General features: G+C 72.8%; 19 protein-coding genes. 7 read left to right on the plus strand and 12 right to left on the minus strand.

Annotated elements, in window-relative coordinates:
- The first annotated feature begins 199 nt into the window (after positions 1-199).
- Positions 200-2320, plus strand: coding sequence for a RecQ family ATP-dependent DNA helicase (locus AC07EG_RS24840; protein ID WP_478255569.1), 2121 nt, complete (start codon positions 200-202; stop codon positions 2318-2320).
- On the opposite strand, the gene AC07EG_RS24845 is transcribed toward AC07EG_RS24840, so the two are convergent.
- The gene (locus tag AC07EG_RS24845; protein WP_478255570.1) at positions 2269-3159 is read right to left on the minus strand and encodes an alpha/beta fold hydrolase; all 891 of its coding nucleotides are present in this window, start codon (positions 3157-3159) and stop codon (positions 2269-2271) included. The genes AC07EG_RS24840 and AC07EG_RS24845 overlap by 52 nt on opposite strands.
- Before the next feature lie 84 nt (positions 3160-3243).
- Here AC07EG_RS24845 and AC07EG_RS24850 point away from each other — a divergent pair, with 84 nt between their 5' ends.
- Positions 3244-3780 (plus strand): CGNR zinc finger domain-containing protein, encoded by a 537-nt coding sequence (locus tag AC07EG_RS24850; protein WP_478255571.1) that lies wholly within the window; start codon positions 3244-3246, stop codon positions 3778-3780.
- An 84-nt stretch (positions 3781-3864) separates the two neighbouring features.
- Positions 3865-5139, plus strand: a complete 1275-nt coding sequence (locus AC07EG_RS24855; RefSeq protein ID WP_478255572.1) for an MFS transporter — start codon at positions 3865-3867, stop codon at positions 5137-5139.
- Positions 5140-5158: 19 nt separating this feature from the next.
- Here the strand turns inward: AC07EG_RS24855 and AC07EG_RS24860 are convergent, their stop codons facing one another.
- Entirely contained in the window at positions 5159-7048 is a 1890-nt protein-coding gene (locus AC07EG_RS24860) for an FtsX-like permease family protein (protein WP_478255573.1), read from the minus strand.
- The gene (locus AC07EG_RS24865) at positions 7048-7779 is read right to left on the minus strand and encodes an ABC transporter ATP-binding protein (RefSeq protein WP_478255706.1); all 732 of its coding nucleotides are present in this window, start codon (positions 7777-7779) and stop codon (positions 7048-7050) included. Before AC07EG_RS24865 ends, AC07EG_RS24860 begins: the two co-directional genes overlap by 1 nt.
- Before the next feature lie 111 nt (positions 7780-7890).
- On the opposite strand from AC07EG_RS24865, the gene AC07EG_RS24870 reads away from it, so the two are divergent.
- From AC07EG_RS24870 to AC07EG_RS24880, 3 genes are all read left to right on the plus strand, one after another.
- Positions 7891-9168, plus strand: a complete 1278-nt coding sequence (locus AC07EG_RS24870) for a sensor histidine kinase (protein ID WP_478255574.1) — start codon at positions 7891-7893, stop codon at positions 9166-9168.
- The gene (locus AC07EG_RS24875) at positions 9150-9800 is read left to right on the plus strand and encodes a response regulator (RefSeq protein WP_478255575.1); all 651 of its coding nucleotides are present in this window, start codon (positions 9150-9152) and stop codon (positions 9798-9800) included. Before AC07EG_RS24870 ends, AC07EG_RS24875 begins: the two co-directional genes overlap by 19 nt.
- Before the next feature lie 94 nt (positions 9801-9894).
- The gene (locus tag AC07EG_RS24880; RefSeq protein ID WP_478255576.1) at positions 9895-10113 is read left to right on the plus strand and encodes a hypothetical protein; all 219 of its coding nucleotides are present in this window, start codon (positions 9895-9897) and stop codon (positions 10111-10113) included.
- 5 nt (positions 10114-10118) lie between these two features.
- Here the strand turns inward: AC07EG_RS24880 and proB are convergent, their stop codons facing one another.
- The 5 genes from proB to AC07EG_RS24905 all read right to left on the minus strand — a co-directional run bounded on the left by proB (position 10119) and on the right by AC07EG_RS24905 (position 16796).
- Complete coding sequence (gene proB, locus AC07EG_RS24885; protein ID WP_478255577.1) at positions 10119-11228, minus strand: glutamate 5-kinase; 1110 nt, start codon at positions 11226-11228, stop codon at positions 10119-10121.
- Entirely contained in the window at positions 11221-12666 is a 1446-nt protein-coding gene (gene obgE / locus AC07EG_RS24890; RefSeq protein ID WP_478255578.1) for a GTPase ObgE, read from the minus strand. Before obgE ends, proB begins: the two co-directional genes overlap by 8 nt.
- A gap of 100 nt (positions 12667-12766) precedes the next feature.
- On the minus strand, positions 12767-13024 hold the full coding sequence (gene rpmA / locus AC07EG_RS24895; RefSeq protein ID WP_478255579.1) for a 50S ribosomal protein L27: 258 nt from the start codon (positions 13022-13024) through the stop codon (positions 12767-12769).
- A 15-nt stretch (positions 13025-13039) separates the two neighbouring features.
- The gene (gene rplU, locus AC07EG_RS24900) at positions 13040-13354 is read right to left on the minus strand and encodes a 50S ribosomal protein L21 (RefSeq protein ID WP_478255580.1); all 315 of its coding nucleotides are present in this window, start codon (positions 13352-13354) and stop codon (positions 13040-13042) included.
- Positions 13355-13520: 166 nt separating this feature from the next.
- The gene (locus AC07EG_RS24905; RefSeq protein WP_478255581.1) at positions 13521-16796 is read right to left on the minus strand and encodes a translation initiation factor IF-2 N-terminal domain-containing protein; all 3276 of its coding nucleotides are present in this window, start codon (positions 16794-16796) and stop codon (positions 13521-13523) included.
- A 551-nt stretch (positions 16797-17347) separates the two neighbouring features.
- Between AC07EG_RS24905 and AC07EG_RS24910 the strand changes: the two genes are divergently transcribed.
- On the plus strand, positions 17348-18736 hold the full coding sequence (locus tag AC07EG_RS24910) for a S8 family peptidase (RefSeq protein WP_478255582.1): 1389 nt from the start codon (positions 17348-17350) through the stop codon (positions 18734-18736).
- Between the two features lie 65 nt (positions 18737-18801).
- Here the strand turns inward: AC07EG_RS24910 and AC07EG_RS24915 are convergent, their stop codons facing one another.
- The 4 genes from AC07EG_RS24915 to AC07EG_RS24930 form a co-directional block, all read right to left on the minus strand.
- Positions 18802-19623 (minus strand): ABC transporter permease, encoded by an 822-nt coding sequence (locus tag AC07EG_RS24915; RefSeq protein WP_478255583.1) that lies wholly within the window; start codon positions 19621-19623, stop codon positions 18802-18804.
- Positions 19624-20430, minus strand: a complete 807-nt coding sequence (locus AC07EG_RS24920) for an ABC transporter permease (RefSeq protein ID WP_478255584.1) — start codon at positions 20428-20430, stop codon at positions 19624-19626.
- Positions 20430-21344 carry an ABC transporter ATP-binding protein gene (locus tag AC07EG_RS24925; protein WP_478255707.1) on the minus strand — a complete coding sequence of 305 codons (915 nt, stop codon included), beginning with the start codon at positions 21342-21344 and terminating at the stop codon, positions 20430-20432. Before AC07EG_RS24925 ends, AC07EG_RS24920 begins: the two co-directional genes overlap by 1 nt.
- A gap of 67 nt (positions 21345-21411) precedes the next feature.
- Positions 21412-21882 (minus strand): N-acetyltransferase family protein, encoded by a 471-nt coding sequence (locus AC07EG_RS24930; protein WP_478255585.1) that lies wholly within the window; start codon positions 21880-21882, stop codon positions 21412-21414.
- Positions 21883-21891 lie beyond the last annotated feature (9 nt).

Here is a 21891-nt window from a genome sequence, read left to right on the forward strand (position 1 = left end):
GTGTTTTTTGTGTGCGCTTCCCCCCCCCCCCCCCCCCCCCCACCCCCCCCCCCCCCCCCCCCTACCCCCCCCCCCCCCCCCCCCCCCCCCCCGCCCCCTCCCCCCCCCCCCCCCCCCCCCCCCCCCCCCCCCCCCCGCTCCGGCGACCCGGGGGGTGCCGCCGGTGAACTTGTCGGTGCCATGGGGTAGAGGTGGGGGCGTGAACGCCACGACCCTGCGCTCCCGCGCCGACGAGCTGCTCCGCGCGCTCGCCGGCGAGCACGCCGTGCTGCGCGAAGACCAGTGGACGGCCATCGAGGCGCTGGTCGCCCAGCGGCGGCGCGCGCTCGTCGTGCAGCGCACGGGGTGGGGCAAGTCGGCGGTGTACTTCCTGGCCACCGCCCTGCTCCGGGCGCAGGGCGCGGGCCCGACGGTGATCGTCTCGCCGCTGCTGGCGCTGATGCGCAACCAGATCGCCGCGGCCGCCAGGGCGGGCATCCACGCGGCCACCATGAACTCGGCCAACCAGCAGGACTGGGACCAGGTGCAGGCCGACATCGCCGCCGGGCGCACCGACGTGCTGCTGGTCAGCCCCGAACGGCTGAACAACCCGGACTTCCGCGACAACGTGCTGCCCAAGCTGACCGCCACCGCCGGGTTGCTGGTGGTCGACGAGGCGCACTGCATCTCCGACTGGGGCCACGACTTCCGCCCCGACTACCGCCGCCTGCGGACCCTGCTCGGCGAACTGCCCGACGGCGTGCCCGTGCTGGCGACCACGGCGACGGCGAACGACCGGGTGGTCACCGACGTGGCCGAGCAGCTCGGCGTCGGCTCCGGGGACGCGCTGGTGCTGCGCGGCCCGCTCGACCGCGAGAGCCTGCACCTGTCCGTGGTCCGCCTGCCGACCGCCGAGGCCCGGCTGGCCTGGCTGGCCGAGCGGCTCGGTGAGCTGCCCGGTTCCGGCATCATCTACGCGCTCACCGTGGCCGGGGCGCACGACGTGGCCAGGCTGCTCGGTGAGCACGGCTTCCCGGTCGCCGCCTACACCGGCAAGACCGATCCGGCCGAGCGCCAGGCCGCCGAGGACGACCTGCTGGCCAACCGGGTCAAGGCGCTGGTGGCCACGTCGGCGCTGGGCATGGGCTTCGACAAGCCGGACCTCGGGTTCGTCGTGCACGTCGGCGCGCCGTCCTCGCCGATCGCCTACTACCAGCAGGTCGGCCGCGCCGGGCGCGGGGTGCGCCGGGCCGAGGTGGTGCTGCTGCCCGGCCACGAGGACATGGCGATCTGGCGCTACTTCGGCTCGCTGGCCTTTCCCGGCAAGCGGGTGGTCGACGAGTTGCTCGACGCGCTGGCCGCCGCCGGCCGTCCACTGTCGACCGCCGCGCTGGAGCCGAAGGTGGAGCTGTCGCGCACCCGGCTGGAGATGGTGCTCAAGGTGCTCGACGTCGACGGCGCGGTCCGCCGGGTGCGCGGTGGCTGGGAGAGCACCGGGCAGCCGTGGGAGTACGACGCCCGGCGCTACGAGCGGGTCAGCGAGGCGCGCGACGCCGAGCAGCAGGCGATGCTCGACTACCAGAACACCACCGGCTGCCGGATGGAGTTCCTGCTCGCCCAGCTCGACGACCCGCACGCCGCGCCGTGCGGCCGCTGCGACAACTGCACCGGCGAGCACCCCTCCACCGAGGTGTCGGCGGCCGTGGTGGACCGGACCGCGCGGGACCTGCGGCGGCCCGGGGTGGAGCTGGCGCCGCGGAAGCAGTGGCCGACCGGGATGGCCGGGCTGGGCGTCAAGGTGTCCGGCCGGATCGCCGCCGGTGAGCAGGCCGAACCCGGCCGCGCGCTCGGCAGGCTGACCGACATCGGCTGGGGCAATCGCTTGCGTGAGCTGGTCGGCGACTCGGCCGACGACGGTGCCGACGGTGCCGACGGTGAGGTGCCGGAGTCGGTGTTCCAGGCGTGCGTGCAGGTGCTGGCCGCCTGGGACTGGGCCGAGCGCCCGGTCGCGGTGGTGTCGCTGCCGTCGAGCAGCCGTCCGGTGCTCGTGCGTGACTTCGCCCAGCGCATCGCGCGCATCGGCAGGCTCGACCACCTCGGCGCGCTCGCCGCCGACGGCGAGCGGCCGCGCCGGGCGAACAGCGCCCAGCGGGTGGCCGACCTGTGGCGCCGGTTGTCGCTGCCGCCGGAGCTGGCCGAGGCGGTGGCCGGGTTGCCCGGGCCGGTGCTGCTGGTCGACGACGTGGCCGACACCGGCTGGACGATGGCGATCGCCGCCCGGCTGCTGCGTCAGGCGGGTGCGCCCGCCGTGCTGCCCTTCGCGCTGGCGAGCACCTCCTGAGCCGACAGGAACTCGTCGATCAGCGGGGCGATCTCGGGCAGCTTCTCCTCCAGGGCGAAGTGCCCCGTGTCGAACAGGTGCAGCCGCGCGTCCGGCAGGTCACGCAGGTACGCCTTCGCGCCGTCCGGTCCGAAGAAGGGGTCGTTCGCGCCCCAGACGACCAGCGCCGGCGGCCGGTGCTGCCGCAGGTACGCCTGCCACTCGGGATAACGCTCCACATTGGACCGATAGTCCAGTGCCAGATCGATCTGGACCTCCTGGCGGCCCGGTAGGTCGAGGAAGTACTGGTCGAGGACCCAGCCGTCGGGCGCGACGACCGACGGGTCGCCGGTGCCGCCCTCGTACTGCCCGCGCGTCGCCGCCGGGGTGAGCACTTCCCGGATGGGGCTCACGTCTTCTCGGCGGGTGCCGATGAACCCGCGCGCCAGTTCGGTGAGCCCTTCCTCGTAGGCGTTGCCGTTCTGCACCACGAGCCCGGTGATCCAGTCCGGGTGCCGGACGGCCATCCGGAAGCCGACCGGTGCGCCGTAGTCGAACACGTACATCGCGAACCGGTTCAGCCCCAGCGCTTCGCAGAAGCCTTCGACGATTTCGGCGAGCCGGTCGAAGGTGTGGGTGAAGCCGGCGGGCACCTCGGTGTGCCCGAAGCCGGGCAGGTCCGGCGCGATCAGCCGGTACCGCGTGCCGAGCACCTCCATCAGCCGCCGGTACTGGTGCGACGCCGACGGGAAGCCGTGCAGCAGGAGCAGCACGGGCGCGTCCGCCGGCCCCGCCGACCGGTAGAACACCCGGACCCCGTCGACGTCGGCGAACTCGTGCCGCAGCTGGACGATCTCCATTTCACATGCCTCCAAAGCTCGAAGAGGCATTAGGTATAACCCATGTCGAACTAATGGGTCAACCCAGTGGTGTAGCATTAGGACATGTTTCCCCTGCTGGGCGAGCCCTTGGCGCTGGACCTGGTCAACACCCAGGTCGAAGCCGGTGACCTGCTGCCGACCACCGACGCGCTCGCGTCCTGGCTCGAAGCCCAGGACGGCAGGCTGACCGCGCTCCCCGCCACCGAATCCGCGCTCGCGGCGATCAAGGCGATCCGCGCCCCGATCACCACGGCCATCGAGGAGGCGCGTCACGGCAGGCGCCCACCGGCCGCCGCCTTGCGCGCGATCACCGAGGCGCAGCGAGCGGCTCCCGCATACCGGGAACCGGAGTGGGCGGGCGACCGGGTGGTGGCCCGCGTGCGGCGGACCGGCGGTGGCACCGCCCGGCTCGCCGCCGAACTCGCCGAAGCCGCCGCCGAGTTGCTCGCCGGGGAGTCGATCACCCGGGTCACGCAGTGCGAAGCAGCCGACTGCCGCCTGCTGTTCGTGCCGGCGCACCCCCGCCGCCGGTGGTGCTCACCGGCGCTCTGCGGCAACCGGGCGCGGGTGGCGCGGTACTACCAGAAGCACAGGAACTGAGTCCACGCCGGAACGGAGACCTTCCAACTCACCCATCCGTGTGGCAGGGTCCCACTTCAACCGGACCGAGCACGGAGGTCACCCATGGTCGAGTCGAGCCCGCAGGTGCAGCACCGCCTCCCGGTCAGGAAGCTGTTCGCGGCGAGCGTGGGCAACGCGCTCGAATGGTTCGACTGGACCATCTACGCCACCTTCAGCATCTACTTCGCCACCGCCTTCTTCCCCGGCGAACTGTCGCAGGTGAACACCTTCGCCACCTACGCGCTGGCGTTCTTCTTCCGGCCGCTGGGCGGTTACCTGCTCGGCCGGTTCGCCGACCTCCGGGGCCGCAAACCGGCGATGATCCTGACCATCGTGCTGATGGCGGGTGGTTCGGTGGTGATCGGCGTGCTGCCCACCTACGAGCAGGTCGGCTGGCTCGCGCCGATCCTGCTGCTGGCGGCCAGGGTGGCGCAGGGCCTCTCCCTCGGCGGTGAGGTCTCCAACGCCTCGGCCTACCTCGGCGAGATCGCCCCGGCTCCGCGCCGCGGCCGGTACTCCTCGTTCTTCTACATCTCCACCGGCACCGCGGTGCTGCTCGCCTCGGTGCTCGGTTACCTGCTCGCCGAGACGCTGACCAAGGAGGACCTCAACTCCTGGGGCTGGCGGATCCCGTTCCTGCTCGGCGGGGTGCTGGGGCTGATCGGGCTGTGGCTGCGGCGCAGCCTCGCCGAGACCGAGCAGTTCGAGGAGAACAAGTCGACCGCGCGCCGGGTGGCGCACCCGCTGCGCACCACCCTGCGCGAGCACCCGAAGTCGGTGGGCAGGCTGATCGGCTTCACCATGCTCTCCACGCTCTGCTACTACACCTTCTTCAGCGCCCTGACCCCGTTCGCGGTGAAGACCCGCAAGGCCGACGACACCGAGGTGTTCCTGGCGCTGTCGATCGCCACCGCGTTGTTCGTCGTGCTGCAGTACCCGATGGGGGCGCTGGCCGACCGCTACGGCCGCAAACCGCAGCTGCTGGTGTGGTCGGCGGCCACCGCGGTGCTGATCATCCCGTTGTCCTCGCTGGTGCGACCGGGTTTCGGCAACCTGCTGGTGGTGTTCTGCGTCGGCCTCGGGCTCTACACCGCGATGACCTCGATCGCGCCGGCGATCATGTCCGAGCTGTTCCCGACCGAGTTGCGGGCGCTGGGCATCGGGGCCTGGTACAACCTGACCGTCGCGGTCTTCGGCGGCACCGCGCCGCTGCTGATCAGCTGGCTGGCCACGATCGGGCAGCCGAACCTGTTCTTCATCTACGTGGCCGCCGGCGCCGCGGTCGCCTTCCTGGTGATCCTGCGGCTGCCCGAGACCAAGGGCAGCGAACTGCGCTGAGCCGGCGCGGCGCAACGGGTCACTCGCGCGCGGCCACCAGCGAAACCGGTGACGGCCGCGTCGCCAGCAGCGTGGTGCACACGCAGGTCACGCCGACCGCGGTGAACGCCCCGGCGGCGAGCAGGCCCAGCAACCGCCACGGCACCGCGGCCACCGGCAGGCCGGCCAGCACGCCGGCCAGGCTGACGCAGCCGAGGGCGAGCCCGATCGCGGTGACCGTCCACGCCTCGGCCAGCGCCATCCACACCACCTGGCGGCGGGTCAGCCCGGTCACCCTGGCCGCGGCGAACTCGACCCCGCGCTCGGCCCCGGCCATCACCACCGCGTTGACCACGGCGACCGCCGCGTACAGCCCGGAAAGACCCATCAGCGCGGCGAGGAAGGCGGTGTTGTCCTCGTTCTGCTTCGCCACGTCCGCCGCGATCCAATCGGCCATCGTGGACACCCGGCCGACGTCCACCGTGGCCGGACCGGCTCCCGGCGCCAGCCGCACCACGGAGATCGCGGGTGACTCGGCAACGATCCCGGCGGGCACGGCGTCCCGCGGCAGCAGGAAGGTGGCGCCCTCCGCGACGGTTTCCGGCATCACCGCCACCACGCGCAACTGCCGCTCCCCCTCCGGGAACACCGCGCGCACCGTGTCCCCGAGCCGGATGCCCTCGCCGACCAGCGCGGGCCCGACCGCGATGGTGTCGCCGTGCAACTCGGCCAGGTCCCCCGCGCGCGGCTGGATCAGGTGCGCCTCGCGGTAGGCGGCCGGGTCGATCACGGTCAGCCCGTCGTAGTAGTTCTCGGTGCGCGACCAGCCCACCTCCCGCAGCTCGGCCTGGATGCGGACGGGCACCGACACCTCCACCGAAACCCCGGCCACACCGGGGATCGCGGCGATCCGATCGGCTTCGGCGCCGGTCGACTCGACCACCAGATCACCCACCGTGGTGCGCTGCTGCTCCTGCTCGCTCAGCTCGGTCAGCGACGCCACCGTGCCCGACAGGCCGAGCACCAGCCCCGTCAGCACGATCAGCGGTGCCGCGGTCGATGCGCTGCGGCGCACCCCGTCCCGCAGGTTCGCCTCGGCGATCGTCCCCAGCACCGTCGAACGCAGCAGCACCCCGAGCACCCGCCCGGCCAGGGGCACCACCAGCGGGCTCAGCACGCTCAGCCCGGCCGCGCCGACGATCGCCACCAGCATGGACATCGCCAGCGCCCCGGCCAGGTCGACGCGCTGCGCGAGCACCACCAGCCCGGCGCAGAAGGCCACCATGGACAACCCGGTCAGCCAGCGGCCGACGGTCATCACCCGGTGCACGGAACCGCTGTCCCGCAACGCTTCCAGTGGCCGGACCCGGGCCGCGCGGCGGGCGGCGCCGAGCACGCCGAGCAGTGACACCCCGATGCCGACGAACCCCGACACCCACAGCACCCGCGGATCCCACCCCGCCTCGAACCCGGCCGGCACCAGGCCGAGCGCCTCCAGCAACCACGACTGCGGCCAGGTCGCCACCACCCCGAGCGGCACCCCGAGCCCGGTGCCCGCCACCCCCAGCACCAGCGCTTCGGCGACCAGCAGCCGGTACAGCTGCCCGCGACCACCGCCGACCAGCCGCAGCAACGCCAGTTCCCGCCGCCGCTGCGCCACGGTGAACGAGAACGCCGAGCCGATGATGAAGAACCCGAGGAACCCCGCCATCAGCACGGTCATGCCCATCAACGTGGCCGCGCCCTCGAACCCGGCCCGCACGCGATCCGCGGTGGCCGCGTCGAGCCCCTCCGGGATCCGCCCCCCGGCCGTCGACCCCATCACCAGCAGCGACGACTGCACCAGCGCCACCCCGAGCGCCACGGTGACCAGCGCACCCCCGAGCAGTGCGCGCTTGTCCCCGGCCGTGCGCACCGAAAGCCGCAGCATCACGCCTCCAGGCTCGCGAGCCGGTCGGCCACCTGCCGCGCGGTGGGCCGCGGCAACTGGTCGACGATCCGGCCGTCGGACAGGAACACCACCGTGTCGGCGGCCGCGGCGGCCACCGGGTCGTGGGTGACCATCACCACGGTCTGCCGCGACCGGTCGACCATGCCGCGGATCAGGTGCAGCACCCCGCGCGCCGACTTCGAGTCCAGTGCCCCGGTCGGCTCGTCGGCGAAGAGCACCGCCGGCCGGGTCACCATCGCGCGGGCGATCGCCACCCGCTGCTGCTGCCCGCCCGACAGCTCCCGCGGCCGGTGCCTGGCCCGGTCACCGAGGCCGACCGACGCCAGCACCGCACGCACCTCCTCCTTCGGCACCCTGGCCCCGGCCAGGCGCAACGGCAGCGCGACGTTCTGCTCGGCGGTCAGCGCGCCGAGCAGGTTGAAGCTCTGGAAGACGAAGCCGATGGAACTGCGGCGCAACGCGGTGAGCGCGCTGTCCGGGGCGAGCGTGATGTCGTTGCCCAGCAGCAGCACCCGCCCGCCGTCGACCCGGTCCAGCCCGGCCGCGCAGTGCAGCAGGGTGGACTTGCCCGAGCCGGACGGCCCCATCACCGCGGTCCAGGTGCCCGGCGGGAAGCCGATGCTGACCCGGTCGAGCGCCCGCACGCGGGCCTGCCGCTCGCCGTACTCCCTGGTCACCTCCCACAGCTCGATCGCTGGCAACACGCGTATCCCGGCTTCCGCACCCACCCGGTCAGCAAACCCGGGTGAGCCCGGTCCCGGCACTACCGCCAGCGCCCGAACCGGGGGTATAGCCAGGTCTACCGGCTAGGGTCGGGAACCATGACCGCGCTCGACGCCCTCAGCGCACGCGGCTTCCTGCTCAGCCGCTGGCCGTGGCGCGCGGCGGCGCACCTGCTCAGCTCGCTGGCCACGGCCGCCGTCGCCGCCGGGGCGTTCAGCCTGCTCTGCCTGCCCTGGCTGGTGCTGGCGCTGGAGTCCAGTTCGGACTCACCGGGGTCGGCGGCCCTGCTGGCGCTCGGCGCCCTCGGTTTCGGCCTCGGCGGCCCGCTGGTCGCGCTGCCGCTCGCGGAGTGGGAACGGCGGCGCCTGCGGCTGGTCGACCCGCGCCCGGTCACCTCGGGACACCGGCGGCCGCCGGCTCCCGGCCTCGCGCCGTGGGTGCGCACGCGGTACACCGAAGCGGCGACCTGGCGGGAACTCGGTTACGCGCTGCTGCTGGCCACGGTGGTGCCCGCGGCCGGTGTGGCGGTGCTGGTGTTCGCCGTGCTGGCGGGCTCGCTGCTGGCGAGCCCGCTGCTGCTCGGCGGCGGCGCGGTGTCGGTCGGTTTCCTGACCATCAGCACCACCGCGGAGGCGGTCTGGGGCTCGCTCGCCGGGCTCGTGCTGCTGGTCGCGCTCTGCTACCTGGGCACGCTGGTCGCCGGACTGCACGGCGTGCTGGCCAGGACCCTGCTCCAGGGGGACCAGCTGGTCGAGGTGTCGCGGTCGCGGGCCCGGCTGGTCGACGCCTTCGAGGCCGAACGGCGGCGCATCGAGCGCGACCTGCACGACGGCGCCCAGCAGCGGCTGGTCGGGCTGACCCTGCGGCTCGGCCTGGCTCGCCTCGACCTGCCGCCGGACTCCCCCGCCGCGGCCCAGCTCGCCGAAGCGCACAGCGAAGCCAAGGCGCTGATGGCCGAGTTGCGCGAGTTCATCCACGGCATCCGCCCGCAGGTGCTCACCGAACGCGGTCTGCCCGCCGCGCTGGGTGAACTCGCCGACCGCTCGGCCGTCCCCGTCACCGTCCACAGTGCACTGACCGGCCGGTTGCCCGGCGCGGTGGAGGGCACCGCCTACTTCGTCGCCTCCGAGGCGCTGGCCAACGCCGCCAAGCACAGCGGGGCCACCGCGGTGGCGATCGACCTGCGCCTCGACCGCGGCACGCTGCTGCTGGAGATCACCGACGACGGGCACGGCGGGGCCGACCCGGGCCGCGGCACCGGGCTGACCGGCTTGGCCGACCGGGTCGCGGTGCTGGACGGCAGAATGGTGCTGTCCAGTCCGGCCGGTGGGCCGACCGTCGTGCGCGTGGAGTTGCCTTGTCCGCTGTCCGGGTAGTGCTGGCCGAAGACGGCGTCCTGCTGCGGGAGGGGCTCGCCGGGCTGCTCGCCCGGTTCGGCTTCGACGTGGTGGCGGCCGTCGGCGACGCCGCCGCACTGGCGCGGGCGGTCGACGAGCACCGGCCCGACCTGGTGGTCACCGACATCCGCATGCCGCCGGACTTCACCGACGAGGGCCTGCGGGCCGCGGTGGAACTGCGCCGCGCGCACCCCGGGCTGGCGGTGCTCGCGCTGAGCCAGTACGTCGAGCGCAGCGGCGCCGCCGAACTGCTCGACTCCGGCGACGGCCGCGGGGTGGGTTACCTGCTCAAGGACCGCGTCGTCGACGTCGAGGAGTTCGCCACCGCGCTGCGGCAGGTGGTGGACGGCGGCACGGTGGTGGACCCGCAGGTGGTGCGGCAGCTGCTCAGCCGGCGGCGCGACCCGCTGGACCGGCTGTCCGCCCGCGAAACCGAGGTGCTGGCACTGGTCGCCGAAGGCCACTCCAACACCGAGATCGCGCGGCGCCTGGTCGTTTCGGAGGCGGCCGTCGCCAAGCACGTCGGCAACATCCTCACCAAACTGGACCTGCCGCCCGCCGAGGACACCAACCGCCGGGTCCTGGCCGTGCTCGCCTACCTCCGGCGGTGATCCCGTTTTCACTGTGGACAAAACGACCCGCACCGGGGAACGCCCCGGCCTGGTACACGTCTGAGGTAGTACGACCAACTGGCGAGAGGCAGCCGTGAACCACCCCAGCGACCCACCCACCGAGCGTGAGCTGAAGGCCGCGGCCGGGCTGCTCGAAGACGAACTCGACCGGCTCGTCGGCGAGTACTCCCGGATCTCCGCCGAGCAACCGGCCGTCGGCGTGCAACCGAGCCTGGCCGCCTACCTGGCGCGCAGCACCGAGCCGCCGATCCTGGCCGCGCTGCTGGCCGCCGCGATCGCCCGTCTCGCCTGAGGCGGTCAGCGGCCGAACGGCACCAGGTCGTCGGCGTGCACGACCTCGCGCCGCTGCTCGGCGGGCAGGTCGTGGCTCGACCGGCCGATCAGCTCCGGCAGTTCCGCCGCGTCGAAGGCGACCACCCCGCGCGCGACCACGCGCTGCGCCGGATCGACCAGGTCCACCACGTCCCCGGCGTCGAAGTCACCGTCGACCCCGGTGATGCCCGCGGCGAGCAGCGACCGGCGCCGCCGCACCACCGCGGCCACCGCGCCGTCGTCGAGGTGCAGGCGCCCGCGGGCGTCGGTGGCGTAACCGAGCCAGAAGCGCCGGGCGGACAGGCGGCTGTCCGCGGCGGCGAACGCCGTGCCCACCTTCGCCTCGCTCAGCGCGTCGGCGGCCTGCGCGGCCCCCGCGAGCAGCACCGGGATGCCCGCCGCGGCAGCGGTCCGCGCGGCAGCCAGTTTCGAAACCATGCCGCCGGTGCCCAGCCCCGAGCTCGACATGCCGACCGAGATGCCTTCGACGTCGGCCTCCCCGGTCACCTCCTCGATCCGCCGGGTCGCGCCGGACCGCGGATCACCGTCGTACAGTCCATCCACATCGGACAGCAGCACCAGCGCGTCGGCGGCGACCAGGTGCGCCACCAGCGCCGCCAGCCGGTCGTTGTCGCCGAACTTGATCTCCTCGGTGGCCACCGTGTCGTTCTCGTTGACCACCGGAACGGCACCGAGCGCGAGCAGCCGGGAAAAGGTGCGCTGCGCGTTGCGGTAGTGCGCGCGGCGGACCACGTCGTCGGAGGTGAGCAGCACCTGGCCGACGGTCAGCCGGTACCGGCCGAACGACTCGCCGTACGCGTGCGCGAGCGCCAGCTGGCCCACGCTCGCCGCGGCCTGCTGCGAGGCGAGGTCACGGGGGCGCTTGGCCAGCGACAGCGGGGCGAGCCCGGCGCCGATCGCGCCGGAGGACACCAGCACGATCTGGCTGCCCGCGCCGATGCGCGCGGCGATCGCGTCGACCAGCGCGTCCAGCCTGCGTACGTCGAGGCCGTCACCCGCGGTGGTCAACGCCGAGGAACCGACCTTGACCACCAGCCGCCGGGCGTTCGAAACCGCCCGCCGCGTCTCACTCACCGTCGGACTCCTCGTCCGGGCCGTCACGCCGGATGCGCCGGGCTTCCTTGCGCTCGGCGGCGCTGACCCGGTCCGTGGCTTCGAGCCGCACGTCGGTGCCGCGGCCGGACAGGTGCACGGCCACCCCCGGCGTGGACGGCTGCCACTCGAAGGAGATGTCGCCGATGGTGACCTGGCTGCCCGGAACCGCGCCCTTGCGAGCCAGTTCCTCTTCGACGCCGAGGCGGTTCAGCCGGTCGGCGAGATAACCGACGGCTTCGTCGTTGCTGAAGTTCGTCTGCCGGATCCAGCGCTCCGGGCGGGTGCCGCGCACCACGAACGCGCCCTCTTCCTCGGGATCGGGCTCGACGGTGAACCCGCTGTCGTCCACCGCCAGCGGTTTGAGCACCACCTTCTCCGCCTCCGGCGCCGGCTGCTCGGCGCGGTAGCGCTCGACCACCGCGCCGAGCGCGTAGGTCAGCTCCCGCAGGCCCTTGCGCGACACCGTGGAGATCTCGAAGACCTCCAGCCCGCGCTTTTCGAACTCGGGGCGCACCAGTTCGGCGATGTCGGCCGCATCCGGCACGTCCACCTTGTTCAGCACCACCACGCGCGGCCGGTCGGCGAGGTCGCCGCCGAGGCTCGGGGTGTAGCGGGCCAGTTCGGCCTCCAGGGCGTCCACATCGGACACCGGGTCGCGGCCGGGTTCGTAGGTGGCGCAGTCGACCACGTGCACCAGCACCGCGCAGCGCTCGATGTGCCGCAGGAAGTCCAGGCCGAGGCCCTTGCCCTGGCTGGCGCCGGGGATCAGGCCCGGCACGTCGGCCATGGTGAACACGGTTTCGCCCGCGGTGACCACGCCGAGGTTCGGCACCAGCGTGGTGAACGGGTAGTCGGCGATCTTCGGCTTGGCCGCCGAGAGCACCGAGATCAGCGAGGACTTGCCTGCCGAGGGGAAGCCGAGCAGGCCGACGTCGGCCACCGAGCGCAGCTCCAGCACCAGGTCGCGGGCCTCACCCGGCTCGCCGAGCAAGGCGAACCCCGGTGCCTTGCGGGCCTTGGACGCCAGCGCGGCGTTGCCGAGCCCGCCCCGGCCGCCCTGCGCCGCGACGAAGGTGGTGCCGGGGCCGATCAGGTCGGCGAGCACCTCGCCCTTCTCGGTCAGCACCACGGTGCCGTCCGGCACGCGCAGCTCCAGCGTCTCGCCGGCGGCGCCGGACCGGTTGCCGCCCTGCCCGATCTTGCCGTTGCCCGCCCGCGCGTGCGGGCGGAAGTGGAAGTCGAGCAGGGTGTGCACGTTGGGGTCGACGATCAGCAGCACGTCGCCGCCGTTGCCGCCGTTGCCGCCGTCGGGACCGCCGAGTGGCTTGAACTTCTCACGGTGCACCGAGGCGCAGCCGTTCCCTCCGTTGCCCGCGGCCAGGTGGATCACCGCGCGGTCGACGAACCGGGACGCCATGGATTGCCTCTCCAGGAAGAACTGCTACATGCGAACGGGCGGTGTGGTCCGCGTGTTCCGCAGACCACACCGCCCGGTGGTGTTTCGCTCGAGCCGGGGCCTAGACCTCGGCCGGCACGATGTTGACCGTCTTGCGGCCGCGCTTGGAACCGAACTCGACCGAGCCGGCCTCCAGCGCGAACAGGGTGTCGTCCCCGCCGCGGCCGACGTTCACGCCCGGGTGGAACTTGGTGCCGCGCTGGCGGATCAGGATCTCGCCCGCCTTGACGACCTGGCCACCGAACCGCTTGACGCCGAGGTACTGCGGGTTCGAGTCACGACCGTTGCGGGAGCTGGACGCGCCCTTCTTGTGTGCCATGGCTGCCTGAACCCCTTACTTGGTGATGCCGGTGACTTCGAGGCGGGTCAGCTTCTGCCGGTGACCCTGCCGCTTGTGGTAGCCGGTCTTGTTCTTGAACTTGTGGATGCGGATCTTGGGACCCTTGGTCTGCTCGACGACCTTGCCGGTGACCGAGACCTTCGCGAGCGCATCGGCGTCCGTGGTGATTTCGCCGCCGTCCACGTACAGCACGGCGGGGAAGGTGAGTTCGGTGCCCGGCTCGCCCTCGAGCTTCTCGACCTCGACGACGTCGCCGACGGCCACCTTGTACTGCTTGCCGCCGGTCTTGACGATCGCGTACGCCGACACGGATGTCTCCTGCAAACTCGACAATAGGGTGGGGGCTGTGCGCGCCGCCCGCGGGCTACCGCGTGCTGGTGGGCGCACAATGCTGGCCTGCCGCTACGAGCGGGCCGTCTTACAGGTTACGTGCCACCCCGGAGCCGGGGGCAACCGGGGTGGCCTAACCCTGTCTCTAGCTGTTCTCGTTGGCCGTGACCGGCGGACCCGCCGGCCGGGAGGCCACCCGGCGGGCGCGCCGCCGGGTCGTCTTGGCCGCGGGGGCGGGCACGTCCACTTCGGGCACGTCCTCCGCCTGCTGGGCTGGCTCGGCCTGCTGGGCGGGCTCAGCCTGCTTGACGGACTCGGCCTGCTGAGCCGCCGCGGCGGGCGATTCGGCGGGCACTTCCTGGGCCTCTTCGCCCTGCTGCGCCTTGCCCGCCTGCTCGGGCCGCTGCTGCGCGGGCTGCTCGGCCTGCACGGGTCGCTCGGCCTTCGGCTGAACGGGCTGCTCAGCCTGCGCGGGCGATTCGGCCTGCCGCTGCGCGGGCTGCTGCTGAGCGGGCGACTCGGCCTGCTCAAGCTGCCGCCCGGCCTGCCCCGTGGGCTCCTGCTCGGCCTGCGCGGGACGCTGCTGGTCCGGCTGCTCAGCGTGCGAGGGCTTCTGGGCCGCTTCGGGCTGCCCGGCGGTTCCGGCCTTGACCGGCTCCGACTTCTCCGCCTGGGCGGCCTTCTCCGCCTGCTGGGCCTCGCGGCGTTCCCTCCGCGTGGGTTTCTGGGCGCCCTCCGGCTGACCGGCCGTACCGGCCTTCACCGGCTCGGCCTTCTCCGCCTGTGCGCCCGCCTTCTCCGGCTCGTCGGCCTTCGCTTCCGGGGTGCGGCCGTTCAGCGCGGGAGCGGCTTCCGCGCCCTCGGCGTCTTCACCCTCGCCGGTCTTCGCCGACTTCGAGGCGTTCGCCATCGCCTGCACCGCGCTGACCACCGACTCCCGCTGCTCCGGCGTCGGCGCCGGGGCTTCGGCGGCCTTCGGCGGGGCCTCCACCGGCGGTTCTTCGGTCTTGTTCCGCCCGCGCGAGCGCCGCGACGAACCGTGCCCGCCGCCGTTGCCGCCACCACCACCGCCGTGGCTGTGGCTGTGGCCGCCGTTGCCGGAACCGTTCTTCGGCTGGTCGGTGGAGACCAGCACACCCCGGCCCTTGCAGTGCTCACAGGTGGTGGAGAACGCCTCCAGCAGCCCGGTCCCGACCTTCTTCCTGGTCATCTGCACCAGGCCCAGCGAGGTCACCTCGGCGACCTGGTGCCGGGTGCGGTCGCGGCCGAGGCATTCGGTCAGCCGCCGCAGCACCAGCTCGCGGTTGGACTCCAGCACCATGTCGATGAAGTCGATGACGATGATGCCGCCGATGTCGCGCAGCCGCAGCTGGCGCACGATCTCCTCGGCCGACTCCAGGTTGTTCCTGGTCACCGTCTCCTCGAGGTTGCCGCCGGAGCCGGTGAACTTGCCGGTGTTGACGTCGATGACGGTCATCGCCTCGGTGCGGTCGATCACCAGGTAACCACCCGACGGCAGCCACACCTTGCGGTCGAGCGCCTTGGTGATCTGCTCGTCGATCCGGTACTCGGCGAACACGTCGCCGTTGCCGGTGTAGCGCTTGAGCCGGTCGGCCAGGTCGGGCGCGACGTGCCCGACGTAGCCCTGGATGGTCTCCCACGCCGTGGCGCCCTGGACCTCCAGCTTCGCGAAGTCCTCGGTGAACAGGTCGCGGACCACCTTGACCAGCAGGTCCGGCTCTTCGTAGAGCAGGGTCGGCGCGCCGGACTTCTTGCCCTTGCCCGCGTCGGCCTTCTCCTTGATCACGTCCCACTGCGCCTTCAGGCGGCGCACGTCGCGGTCCAGCTCCTCCTCGGCGATGCCCTCCGAGGCGGTGCGGATGATCACGCCGGCGTCCTCCGGCACGATCCGCTTGAGGATGTCCTTGAGGCGGCGGCGCTCGTTCTCCGGCAGCTTGCGCGAGATGCCGGTGGCGCCACCGGCCGGCACGTAGACCAGGAAGCGGCCGGGCAGCGAGATCTGCGTGGTCAGCCGGGCGCCCTTGTGCCCGACCGGGTCCTTGGTGACCTGCACCAGCACGCTGTCACCGGTGGACAGCGCCTGCTCGATCTTGCGGGCCTTGCCCTCCAGCCCGGCGGCGTCCCAGTCGACCTCACCGGCGTAGAGCACGGCGTTGCGGCCGCGGCCGATGTCGATGAACGCGGCCTCCATGCTCGGCAGCACGTTCTGCACGCGGCCCAGGTAGACGTTGCCGACGATGGAGCCGCTGCCGGACGAGGTGACGAAGTGCTCGACCAGCACGCCGTCCTCCAGCACGCCGATCTGCGTGGCGTCGCCCTTCTCGGCCACCACCATGGTGCGCTCGACGGCTTCGCGGCGGGCGAGGAACTCCGCCTCGGACAGGATCGGCGCCCGGCGGCGGCCCGCTTCACGGCCGTCGCGGCGGCGCTGGCGCTTGGCCTCCAGCCGGGTCGAGCCGCGCACGCTGCGCACCTCGTCCTTGGCGGGCTTGTCGCCGGAGTCGCCCCGGTCCTTGTCCTTGTCCGCCTTGCTCTGGCGGACGTGCACGACGGTGTTGGGCGGGTCGTCGGCGCTGGCGGCGTTCTCGCCGTCCTCTTCGCCGCTGGCCTTGCGGCGACGGCGGCGACGGCGCCGCGAACGGCTGCTCTCGTCGGCGCTGTCGGCGTCGGTCTCGTCAGTGCCTGCGGCTTCGTCGCCTTCGGCGTCCTTGGGCTCGGCGGCCTGCTCGGCCGGGGCGTCCTCCGCCTTGGCCTTCTGCGGCTTGGTGTCCGGCTCGTCGGTGTCGTTCTCGTCCCTGGCCTCACCGAGGTCGCCCTTGCCACGACCACGGCCGCGGCGACCCCGGCGGCGGCGACGGCGGCCACCGGCCTCGTCGTCGTCCTCGCCGAGGGCGGCGTCGGCGGCGTCCTCTTCGGTCTCGGCCTGCTCGGGCTCGGGTTCCGGGGCGCGCTTGACCGGGGCCGCGGCGGGCTCCGGCGGCAGGAACACCGGCGACGGCGCGGCGAACAGCGGCACGTGCACGGCCGGGCGGGCCGGTTCGGGTTCGGCCTCCGGCTCCGGCGCGGCCTCGGGTTCCGGCGCGGGCGCGGCGTCGACCGTGGTGGGTGCTTCGGCCACCGGCTCGGTGGCGGCCTCCTCGCCCTCCTCGCCGGTGACCCCGAGCGACTCGGCGACCTGGAGCGCGACCTCCTTGGGCACGCTGGACTGGGCGCTGCGGGCGCTCACCCCCAGCTCGGCCAGCTGCTTGAGCACTTCGCGGCTGCTCGAGCCGAGCAGCTTGGCCAGTGCGTGCACCCGGATCCGGGCGGGCAGGCCGGCCAGCGGGCCGTTCTCCGATGCGGTCGCAGGTGTGGCGGGATTCCCGCCGGTGTGCTCGGCGGGTGTGTCCGCGTTCGACATATATCTCCTCCGCCCCCGGGCGCGTCTGCCAGCCTCGAACGGCTGGAAGGACGCGGCCGCGCAGGGGCCCCTTCCTGTGCTGTTCCGCCGTGGTGGGCACCGACGGCGGGAATCCTTGCTGTCTCCGACGGCGCCGGACCCGCCCGGCCGCCCGTCCTCGGCAGTCTGCTCGGCGACGCGCCGACCGGGCGAGCTCGCGCCCTCTTCCCAGCTCGTCTAGCCGCCGGTGGAGGCGGCGACGACTTGGTTCGTTCAGCAGGTCACCGGGCCACCGCGCCGGTGACCTCCGCGCGACGCGTGGTGGCTCCGGCCCAGCAGCCGCCCCGAGTATCCCACACACCGGGGCGGATACCGCGTACTCGGTACCGGCTCATCGGGTTACAGCCCGCTGAAGAGCGCCGGGACCCGCGACACACCAGGTAGTGTGAAAACGGCCACTACCACTTTCGGGCCCACCAGCCGGGCGAACTTCGGCGCTCCGCTTGTCCGGGGTGGGAGCGGTGGTTAACGTGCGGCTCGGGGTCCGCTGTAGCTGATCGTTTCGCACCGAGATGGAGGTTCTCGTGCGGTTGCGTGCGAGCACGGTGCTCGCGGGGGCGGTGCTCGTGCTGTCCGGCCAGGCACTGCTCCCGGTTCCGGCGATGGCCGAGCCGGACTGCTCCCCGGGTGCCCGCACCCTGCGCTACGTCGTGTTGTTCGACCGCGGCACCTCGGCCGGCGAAGCCGCGGCCGAGGTCGAAGGCGCCTGCGGGCGCAGCACGGTGTTCTACCCCCAGGTCGCGATCGGGGTGGCCACCTCCGCCGACCCCGGGTTCGCCGACCGGCTGGGCCCGGGCCGGGCGTTCAGCGCCCAGCGCGAGCGGAGCGCCAAGGCTCCCCGCTCCACCGGGACGAGGACCGAGGTGACCCCCACCGATCCGGCGGCGGTACCGCGTGCGGACCGGACCGCCGAGCAGTGGGACATGCGCGCGATCGGCGCCGACCGGGCGAACCGGGTGCAGCCGGGCAGTCCGGAGGTGGTCGTCGGCGTGCTGGACAGCGGGATCGACGCCGCGCACCCCGACCTGGCGGCGGCGGTGGCCCCGGAGAAGTCGGTGAGCTGCCTGGCCGGCGCCCCGGACCTGGACGAGCGGGCCTGGCTGCCGACCACGTCCACCCACGGCACGCACGTGGCGGGCACGATCGCCGCGGCGGACGACGGCCACGGGATCACCGGGGTGGCGCCCGGGGTGCGGATCGCCTCGATCAAGGTCATCGACGACCGCGGGTACGTCGACCCGGAGGCCGCGGTGTGCGGGCTGCTGTGGGCGGCGGACCACGACATCGCCGTGACGAACAGCAGCTTTTTCGTGAACCCGTGGTCGCTTTCGTGCACGCCGGGTGACCGGGTGCTGCAGGAGGCGCTGGCCAGGACGGTCGAGTACGTGGACAGCCGGGGCACCCTGAACGTGGCGGCGGCGACGAACGAGGCGGTCAACCTGGTGCCGTCACCGCGCAGCGGGAAGCCGGGGCGCGGGGGTTGCGTGGCCCTGCCCGCCGGGTTGCGGGACGTGGTGGCGGTTTCGTCGGTGGGGGCGGACGGGGTCAAGGCGGGGTACAGCTCGTACGGGCTGGGCGTGATCGACCTGGCGGCGCCCGGGGGCGAGACGGGGAAGTGCGTGCTGTCGACGGTCCCCGGTGGTTACGCCCCGCTGTGCGGCACCTCGATGGCGGCTCCGCACGTGGCGGGGGTGGCGGCTTTGCTGGCTTCGGAGCATCCGGGGTGGGGGCCGCGGCAACTGCGCCGGGCGCTGGAGTCGCAGGCGGTCTCGAAGGACTGCCCGGCTGACTACGACTTGACCGGCGATGGGACGCAGGACGCCTATTGCGCTGGGTATGGGGCGTTCAACGGGTTCTACGGGCACGGCTTGGTGAGTGCTGAGGCTGCGGTGACGGGCTGAGTCCTGGGTGAGGCCGGCCGCTTGGCCGTCCGGGTGCGCCGATGTGTGGTGCGAGGACGCGGGCGTCAGCTCAGGAGGAGGGTGTGGAGGCGGCGTGTGGCCAGGTAGAGGCCACCGCACGCCATGGTGAGCAGGTAGGCCAGGTGGCCCAGCAGGGACCAGTCGACGAAGCCGGTGGCGAGGGCGCGCATGAGTTCGATGCCGTGGTAGAGCGGTAGGCAGCTGACGACGAACTGCAGGGCCTCCGGGTACACGGTCAGCGGGTAGAACGTGGTGGAGAACAGGAACATCGGCATCAGCACCAGCTGTATGTAGTCGAACTGGCTGGTGGAGCGCAGGAACGTGGCGCAGCCCATGCCGACGGCGGCGAAGGCGAGGGAGACCAGCACGGCCGCCGGTAGCAGCAGCACGGCCCACGGCGAGGTGAGCAGCCCCATGGCGCCCATCACGCCGACGAAGGCGGTGGAGTACAGGGCACCGCGCACCACGGCGAAGCCGATCTCACCCAGCGCGATGTCCACCGGGCCGACCGGGGTGGCCAGCATGGCGTCGTACAGCTTGCCGTACCGGAAGCGGAAGAAGACGTTGTAGGTGGAGTCGAACACGGCGCCGTTCATCGCCGACGCGGCGAGCAGGCCCGGGGCGACGAAGGCGAGGTAGCTCAGCGTCTGCCCGCCCGGCCCGGTCACCTCCCCGACCAGCTTGCCGAAGCCGACCTGGAAGGCCAGCAGGTAGAACAGCGGCTCCAGCGCCCCGGAGGCGAACACCAGCCACGCCCGCGAGTACACCAGCACCGAGCGTTCGAGCAGGAACCGCGCCCGGCCCGCGTACAGCGACGGCGGCAGCACCCGCAGCAGCAGGCCCTTGGGAGCAGCGGACTCGTGCACTCACACCACCAGCCGTCGGTAGAAGGCCCGCCGCGCCACCGCGAACCCGGCGCCGAACAGGACGACCAGGAAGGCCGCGTGCGCCACGAAGGCCACCGGGCCCAGCGTGCCGAGGGTGACCCCGCGCGCCAGTTCGGTGCCGTGCCACAGCGGCGAGATCCACGCCAGCCACCGCAGCGCCAGCGGGATCTGGTCGATCGGGAAGAACGTGCCGGCGAACAGGGTCATCGGCATCACCACGAAGCGGAACAACGCGGCGAACCGGGTGCCCTCGTCGTGGGTGCTGGCGGCGAACGCGGCCACCGGCGCCGCGCAGGCCAGCCCGGTGGCCACGCCGACCACCACGACCAGCACCGCCCCGGCGTTCAGCCAGCCGTCCAGCAGCAGCGCCATCACCGCGTAGACCACCCCGGCCAGCGTCAGCCGCAGCGCCACCCAGAGCAGGTGCCCGCCGAGCACCTGACCCGGCGAGATCGGCGTGGCGGTGACCGCGAGGTAGTCCTTCTGCCACTTGAACCCGGACAGCACCGGGTAGGTCGACTCGCCGACGCCGAGCATCATCGACGCCGACACCAGCAGCGCCGGCGCCACGTAGTGCAGGTAGGACAGGCCGCCGGTGGCCGCGCCCGGCTGCACCTGCGAGCCGAAGCCCAGCCCCATCGCGGCCAGGAAGAACAGCGGCTGCAACCCGGTGGAGTACAGATTGGACCGCCAGTACCGGCGGTACCACAGCCAATAGCCCTCCACGCGCAGCGCCGCCCCGCGCCACGGACCCACCACGCGCCCGGTGGACACCACCTGGTTCATCAGTCCACCAGCGTCCGGCCGGTGAGCCGGAGGAACACGTCCTCCAGGGTGCTGCGGCGGACCAGGCTGGACAGCGGCCGCACCCCGCGGGCGTGCGCCTGCTCCAGCGCGGCCTCCCCGGCGGAGGTGTAGAGCAGCAGCCGGTCCGGCAGCACCTCGATCCGCTCGGCGAGCGAGGAGACCTCGGGCACCGCGGCCGACTGCTCCCCCGGCGCGAACCGCAGCTCGAGCACCTCACGGGTGGAGTGGCGGGCGATCAGCTCGGCGGGTGAGCCCTCGGCGGCGATCCGGCCGCCGTCCATCACCACCAGCCGATCGCACAGCTGCTCGGCTTCGTCCATGTAGTGGGTGGTGATGATCAGCGTGACGCCCTGCGACTTCAGCCGGAACAGCCGATCCCACAGCAGGTGCCTGGCCTGCGGGTCGAGCCCGGTGGTCGGCTCGTCGAGCAGCAGCAGTTCGGGGTCGTTGACCAGCGAGCGGGCGATGGTCAGCCGCCGCTTCATGCCGCCGGAGAGCGCTTCGACCTCACCGTCGGCCTTTTCGGTCAGCTGCGCGAACTCCATCAGCTCGACCGCCTTCTTCCGCACGTGCGCGCGGGAGAGCCCGAAGTAGCGGCCGTAGACCTGCAGGTTCTGCCGGACGGTGAGCTCGACGTCCAGATTGTCCAGTTGCGGCACCACGCCGATCCGCGCGCGGATGCGCGGGCCCTCGGCGTCCGGGTCGAGGCCGAGCACCTTCAGCTCACCGTCCGAGCGCGGGGAGACGCTCGCGATCATCCGCATGGTGGAGGACTTGCCCGCCCCGTTCGGCCCGAGGAAGCCGAACGCCTCCCCGCGCCGGACCTCGACGTCGATCCCCCGGACGGCCTCGAACTCGCCGAAGCGCTTGACCAGCGCCTTGGCTTGGACCATCGGCCCGTCGAAAGTGCTTTCTCCCACCCACGCACTGTGCCACGCGGCACCGACAGTTTTCGAGCGCTTATCGCAGGTGCTTGCTCATCACCACGTTGGTCTCGGTGTACCCGGCGCCGCGGTAGAGCGCCCGCGCGGTGCCGTTGTCGCCGAAGACGTGGAGCTGGACGGTGTCCAGCCCCAGTCCGGCCACCTCGGCTTCGAGCGCGGCCATCATCGCCTTGCCGTACCCCTTCCCGCGCTGGTCACCGGCGACCTCGATGTTGTAGAGGTAGGCCACGCGCCCGCTTTCCCCGTCGCGCTCGGCGAACCACAGCGTGCCGACCACGCGCCCGCCGTCCCGCGCGGTGCAGACGTGGTTGGCCGAGTTCGCCAGGCCGGCGGGCAGCAGCTCCTCGTGCAGCTCTTCGGACCGCTGCCGCGCGCCGTCCGCCGGCCAGTTCCCGGCCTTCACCTTCGCCTCGGCGAAGGCCAGGATCACGTGCGCGCGGTAGGCCGCGAACTCCTCCTCGGTCATCGGCACGAGTTCGACGGCCATGCGCCCCCC

It is taken from the genome of Amycolatopsis sp. NPDC045836, assembly GCF_056431745.1.

What these genes read in the sequence shown, in the direction of transcription:
- AC07EG_RS24850 (WP_478255571.1), top strand. Translation starts at nt 3,244, where the DNA reads ATGTTTCCCCTGCTGGGCGAGCCCTTGGCGCTGGACCTGGTCAACACC.
- obgE (WP_478255578.1), bottom strand. Translation starts at nt 12,666, where the DNA reads ATGGCGTCCCGGTTCGTCGACCGCGCGGTGATCCACCTGGCCGCGGGC.
- AC07EG_RS24845 (WP_478255570.1), bottom strand. Translation starts at nt 3,159, where the DNA reads ATGGAGATCGTCCAGCTGCGGCACGAGTTCGCCGACGTCGACGGGGTC.
- AC07EG_RS24910 (WP_478255582.1), top strand. Translation starts at nt 17,348, where the DNA reads ATGGAGGTTCTCGTGCGGTTGCGTGCGAGCACGGTGCTCGCGGGGGCG.
- AC07EG_RS24870 (WP_478255574.1), top strand. Translation starts at nt 7,891, where the DNA reads ATGACCGCGCTCGACGCCCTCAGCGCACGCGGCTTCCTGCTCAGCCGC.
- AC07EG_RS24855 (WP_478255572.1), top strand. Translation starts at nt 3,865, where the DNA reads ATGGTCGAGTCGAGCCCGCAGGTGCAGCACCGCCTCCCGGTCAGGAAG.
- AC07EG_RS24860 (WP_478255573.1), bottom strand. Translation starts at nt 7,048, where the DNA reads ATGCTGCGGCTTTCGGTGCGCACGGCCGGGGACAAGCGCGCACTGCTC.
- AC07EG_RS24930 (WP_478255585.1), bottom strand. Translation starts at nt 21,882, where the DNA reads ATGGCCGTCGAACTCGTGCCGATGACCGAGGAGGAGTTCGCGGCCTAC.
- AC07EG_RS24920 (WP_478255584.1), bottom strand. Translation starts at nt 20,430, where the DNA reads ATGAACCAGGTGGTGTCCACCGGGCGCGTGGTGGGTCCGTGGCGCGGG.
- AC07EG_RS24905 (WP_478255581.1), bottom strand. Translation starts at nt 16,796, where the DNA reads ATGTCGAACGCGGACACACCCGCCGAGCACACCGGCGGGAATCCCGCC.
- rpmA (WP_478255579.1), bottom strand. Translation starts at nt 13,024, where the DNA reads ATGGCACACAAGAAGGGCGCGTCCAGCTCCCGCAACGGTCGTGACTCG.
- AC07EG_RS24925 (WP_478255707.1), bottom strand. Translation starts at nt 21,344, where the DNA reads ATGGTCCAAGCCAAGGCGCTGGTCAAGCGCTTCGGCGAGTTCGAGGCC.